Genomic DNA, 5,395 nt, shown 5'->3' on the forward strand with positions numbered 1-5,395 from the left:
CTTGATGTCGATGAAAGAGATACCTGTCCAACAACCAAAGATAAAAAGGTCTCTCGCAAATGCCATGTTCGGGTCTTCCAACTTTATCTGTGTCATGGCGGTAAGCTCGTCCAATGTCAAGAACTCACGTTCCTTGTGGTCTGGGTCAACGTGGTACATGGCAAATGGATTTCTCGGTATCTTGCCGTTGTAGTGAGCTGCCGTTACGATATGCTTCAGTGGTATGGAGTAAATCCAAATGGAGGACTGCGCAAGTCCAATGACATTCTTCAGATACAGGCAATAGTCACGGATGAACTCCTCTGTAAGCTCGTTCATGGACATATCGCTGCGCTTGTACTGATACTTGATGAAATCGGCAACATACTTTCTTACCGTCAGATACTTGCGGTAGGTGTTCTTGGCTCTATCCTTGCCCACACGCTTGGCAAAAGCTGCGTTCTCCTTGTCAAAGGCTCTGAGCAATGTCTCGTATTCCGTGCCTATGCCTTGGTAGGCGTTTCTCACCATTTCAGCGGTAACGAACGCCTCACGGTCGGAAAGTCGTTGGTAATGCTTGGTGATTTGAGCCTTGATGTTGTCAAGCGCAAAGTTCACCTCCTTGGCTTCCTTACTCTTGCCTGTGGCTCTGTTGCCCTTGGCATCCCAGATAGCCTTGGTCACGCTCTGCTTGCAACTGAACTGTGCGATAGTTCCGTTGATTGTCACTCGTCCCATGATAGGGACAATTCCGTTTCTCTCCTTGCTTCCATTTACATAGAAGACTGTCTTGAAAGTGCATCTCATAATCCTTACTTTTTTGTTCGGTGCAAAATTAAACTATGAGAGTTGCATGGCAAAACCAAAACTTACGCAGAATGGGGAAATATGAACCGCCACCGTTAAAAATGCTTATTAGGGCGTTTCTGCGAGGTAATGATTTGAAAGCGTTTCTATTTCTCCAATCTGCGTTTTTCGCTTTTCCTCGTATATGCCACTTAAAGCCAACGACTGCCACAACCACTTGAAACTCAAAATAAAAGCATCATTCTGCTATTTCTTGCTTTTTTAGGCGTTATTTTTATATAAAATTCTGATTGATAAACAGAATCTTCTCTTCTATTTATGAGTTCTTTGAACTACTCAAAATGAATCCAGTCGATATCGAAGAAGGCTGCATCGTTTTTCTTGGCAGTGCGGGTGTTGAAGAAACCGAGTTTCGCACCAATCCACTTGCCTTCGCGTACAGTAAACGGATTGCCTATCTTGATAAACTTCTTGCCATCCAGGCTGTAGCTCCATTCTGCGATAGCCTGTATCTGGTTGGCGATGCCCTCGCTATGAACCTTTACGCGGAGCCATACATCCTGAGTGGCGATGCGGGAAGATGGAATATCATCTACGGCATATTTCACAGTGTAAGGCTGTGGTTGCTTGCTAGTCTTGATGGCTACTTGCTTCACCACTTTCTCTGCCTTTCCCTTTTCTGCCTTCTCACAGGTTACATATTGCAAAACAACGCCTTCGTCCTTGGTATCAACAAATTTGAGTGCAGCATAGTCCATTCCCTGCATAATCATGCCTGCGCTTTCACCGAGAATCTTATCATTCTCCTTATAGGCTTCTGTGCGGTTAGGGATAAACTTCACTTTTGCTGTGGCTGTGAAGTTCTCTGTAGGGAGCTTCTGAAGCAGGAGGTTAGGGAGATCATATAGATTCTTCACATCCTCTGCCTGCTGTACGCCATAGAGACGCAGCTTCGATTTCCTGGCATCGCAGAAGTACCAGTACTGACTGTAAGGGCCATTCCACTGCCATTGCAGTCCGAGATCTACGCTGTTGAAATCATCTGACTCCTTAGGCTGGAAATTGCCGCTTGATGGCAAGTTTGGCTTCTTCCATTGCTGAACTGGATCTCCGCATCCGTCACCGTCCTTGTCGTCTCCGATAACGAGCCAGTCGTTTACCCATCTGGCTGGTTGCAGATGAACCACACGACCATAGGCGTGCTTATCCTGGAAGTGGAGGAACCAGTCTTCTCCGTTCTGTGTATCTACCCAGGCTCCCTGGTGAGGACCGTTTACTTTCTTGTTCTTTCCTTGAGCCATCCCCACATACTCCTCGTATGGACCGTATGGATTCTTGGAACGCAATTCTACTTGCCAACCGTATTTCACTCCGCCCGCAGGACTCATGATGTAATAATAGCCGTTGCGCTTGTAGAACTTGGTGCCTTCGATGGTAGGCTGGTCTTCGTGCCCATCATATACGATGCGTGAAGGACCGATCACCTTGGTTCCATCTGGTGACATAGGAGCTACGAAGAGCACCGATTTGATGCCGGCTCTTGAACCTGCGCAGCCATGCGAAAGATAAGCCTTGCCATCCTCGTCCCAAAGAGGGCAGCAGTCGATAAGACCTTTTCCCTTCATCACCCAGGTGATAGGTTCCCATGGACCACGAGGATCTTGTGTCTTGGTCATGAAGAGCCCCTGGTCTGGATCGCCGCAATAGATGTAGAACCATCCGTCGTGATAGCGGATAGATGGAGCCCATACGTAGTTGCCATGCTGAACCTTTTTGCGCCAATCCAGATCTGTGCCTTTATACTCCGGCAAGACTGGATAATCATCGAGTAGGGCAGCACCGATAATCTCCCAGTTTACCAGGTCTGTACTGTGCAGAATCTGCAAGCCAGGGAAACACTGGAAGGATGATGAGGTCATATAGTAGTCATTGCCCACACGGCAGACATCCGGGTCGGAGTAGTCGGCGTCAATTACTGGATTACGGTACATTCCGTTCTTCAGGTTAGGATTCCATGTCTTGGATGGAGCCTGTGCTTTTACGCTTAGAGAAGAAAGAGGAGTGCTCAGTGCCATTGTTGCAAGAACACATACAAATGATGATTTGATATTCATTGTTATTACTGATAAATAGTTGGTTACTTATTTTGCTACGTATTTTTTGTTGTTGTAAACGTAAATACCTTTATTGAGTCCTTTGATATCTTCTGTTTGCGAATTGTTTCTTACAACTCGTCCGCCCAGGTCGTAAACATAATGGTCTGCTTCCTTTCTGGCTGTAGTGATATTCCTGATGCTCGTTGCTACGGCATTGCATTGGTCATCCCATGACGAATCAAAATCCTTGAGCCATAGAGACCCGCTGCTGACCGTGATTTTGGAATTATTCTTGAATATCAGATTATCCACAAAGCGGATATCTATTCCTTTCTTTGCTGAAATCTGCACATTGTCGAGTGTGATGTTTCTGATATGGCTTTCCGGACGGCCTATCAGGAAAATAGCATTTCCCGCACATACATCTGTGGTCTTTACATTCTGGAGCAAGATGCCGTTGTAGGTTGGGGTCGTGCTATCTACTGCTCTTGCATTCTCCTTATCTACCAGTGGGTCGCTATTATACTTCTTGTCGTAGAAGCAATCCATGGAGAATGGGTTCTTCACTTTGGTCATGGTGAAGTTGGTGAACCTGAAGTCTTCCTCGCCACCACCACGGAGGGTACCATCCGAATTAATTCCTGTCTTGAGGCGGATACCGGCGGTAGTACCATTCATCGTGATATTGTCGAACCATACATGTTTGATGTTATGGGTATAGCTGCCGATGGATGCACCATGCCCAGTTCCGAAATAGCAATCCCATACATGAATGTACTGTGCATCATTGTCGCAAACCACGTTATCATCTCCATTACTGATATTGCAGTTGTAGATGTTGACGTATGGTCCCCAGATGGCAACACCATCCGTATTATGAGAAGCTTTGCCTTTTCCTATTTCTGAGGCAGGCTCACTGATTGTAACGTCGTGGATGGTGGCATGGCTTGCCTTTCCACCATTACTGATGGTGATGTTGACACCTGGAGTGTTCTGGATCTTGAAGTTGCGAAGCAAGAAGCGCTTGCCCTGTTCGAAGCGGATCATTGCTCCTGGGTTGAAGGTCTCTTTATTCTCCTTTGCAAGCCACCAGCGGGCACCCTGTCCGTCGATGACAGATGTTTCTCCTTCACCTTCTATGATAATATCCGTGATGCCTTTTCCTCTGTTTTTGCAGCCAATGAAAACAATCTTGCTGTTTGGAGCCTTGCCGTATTCCACTAGTTTTAATGTAGCATTAGCACTTAGGTGGAGGATGGTTTTCGACTTGATGCTCAGCACTTCTGTCTGGCTTGTCATCTGGTCTTTGCTGCCAAACATCCATGTACCGGCTGGTATTACGACCATACCGCCATTAGCAGGGACTGCATCAAGAGCTTTCTGGATAGCTTTTGTGTTGTCTTCTGCGGATGTAGAGGCTCCGTAATCCTTGATGTTGAACGTATTTGCCGATGTGATTTCCGGCAGCTGTGGCAATTCCACGTCAGTCCAACCTTCAGGTGTGTTCTGTGCTTTTTGCTCAGCAGCCATACCTGTAAATGTCTGTGCCTTGCTCAGGTAAGGTACAAACATAAGTACTATGAGTACAATGTTTCTGATCATTCTTTTATTCATAAATTTTTAGGCTTATATTTCTGAATCGCAAAGTTACAATATTTTTGCCGATTACTGATGCTATCATAATATAAATAATACGAAAACGATTACGCTTTTAAAAATCATTCTCCTTTCACAGTCATTAGATTGTGCTTATAATCAGTTGGTTAAGTGTGAAAGGAAAATTCTGCACCCCAATAGTACTATGGCAATCAGGGGAAACGACAAAAGAACCAACTGCACTTACCACCGCACCATTTACCTTGAGCTGAAACAACAATAATAATCAGCAGAAAGGACTATTAATATAAGGAGAAGGCAACTTAGTCTAAAGGAGAAAGCAACTATCACAAAAGGAATAGAAAAGGCTTCTTTCTATCGGATGACCCGGGTCATCCATATAGATGACGGGAGTGAGCCATATAGATGACCCGAGTCATCCATATAGACGAGCTTAGGCATCCATCCGATAAATCGTCTCTTTTCGCCTTCCACTATCTATCCCTCATCCTTCTGGCTACTATGCTTCATCCCAACATTCATAATAAAAACACCCACTATTCACTATCAAGACGCTCACTATTCATTATCCACATCGCCATATTTAAGCTTAGTCATCAATTACTATCTCAAAATAAAGTGATTTTTCCTTTCACACTTAACTCTCTTATGTTCAGCACAATCTACATTCCGTGAAAGGAGATTTATTATCCACCTTAAATATTTTCTGCAAATTTATCCCCCTAAAAATTGGTGGATTCAAAAAAGTAGTACCTTTGAACCCGCTTAAGAAAAACAAGTCTGATAGCATGGTGTCATAGTTGTCAAGTTCTTCCTGTTTAGACTTGCTAACTTCGAGAGTAGCTGCTTGCGCATAAAAAAGAGGGTGTGTCATAAGTCTATGGCGCACCCTCTTT

4 protein-coding genes are annotated in these 5,395 nt (G+C 44.8%); all 4 read right to left on the reverse strand.

Translation table 11 applies throughout. The annotated features are described in order from the left end of the window. A partial coding sequence (locus DXD25_RS15725; RefSeq protein ID WP_187360502.1) for a phage integrase SAM-like domain and Arm DNA-binding domain-containing protein occupies positions 1 to 786 on the reverse strand: 786 nt, incomplete at its 3' end. Between the two features lie 332 nt (positions 787 to 1,118). After that, a complete protein-coding gene (locus DXD25_RS15735; RefSeq protein WP_117664323.1) occupies positions 1,119 to 2,900 on the reverse strand; it encodes a glycoside hydrolase 43 family protein in 1,782 nt (593 codons plus the stop codon). 27 nt (positions 2,901 to 2,927) lie between these two features. Beyond that, the gene (locus tag DXD25_RS15740) at positions 2,928 to 4,484 is read right to left on the reverse strand and encodes a glycoside hydrolase family 28 protein (RefSeq protein WP_158556363.1); all 1,557 of its coding nucleotides are present in this window, start codon (positions 4,482 to 4,484) and stop codon (positions 2,928 to 2,930) included. A gap of 667 nt (positions 4,485 to 5,151) precedes the next feature. Continuing rightward, the coding region (locus DXD25_RS17275; protein ID WP_222847554.1) for a hypothetical protein at positions 5,152 to 5,395 on the reverse strand (244 nt) is incomplete at its 5' end.

Source organism: Prevotella sp. TF12-30, assembly GCF_003436715.1.
Taxonomy (GTDB): Bacteria; Bacteroidota; Bacteroidia; order Bacteroidales; family Bacteroidaceae; genus Prevotella; species Prevotella copri_A.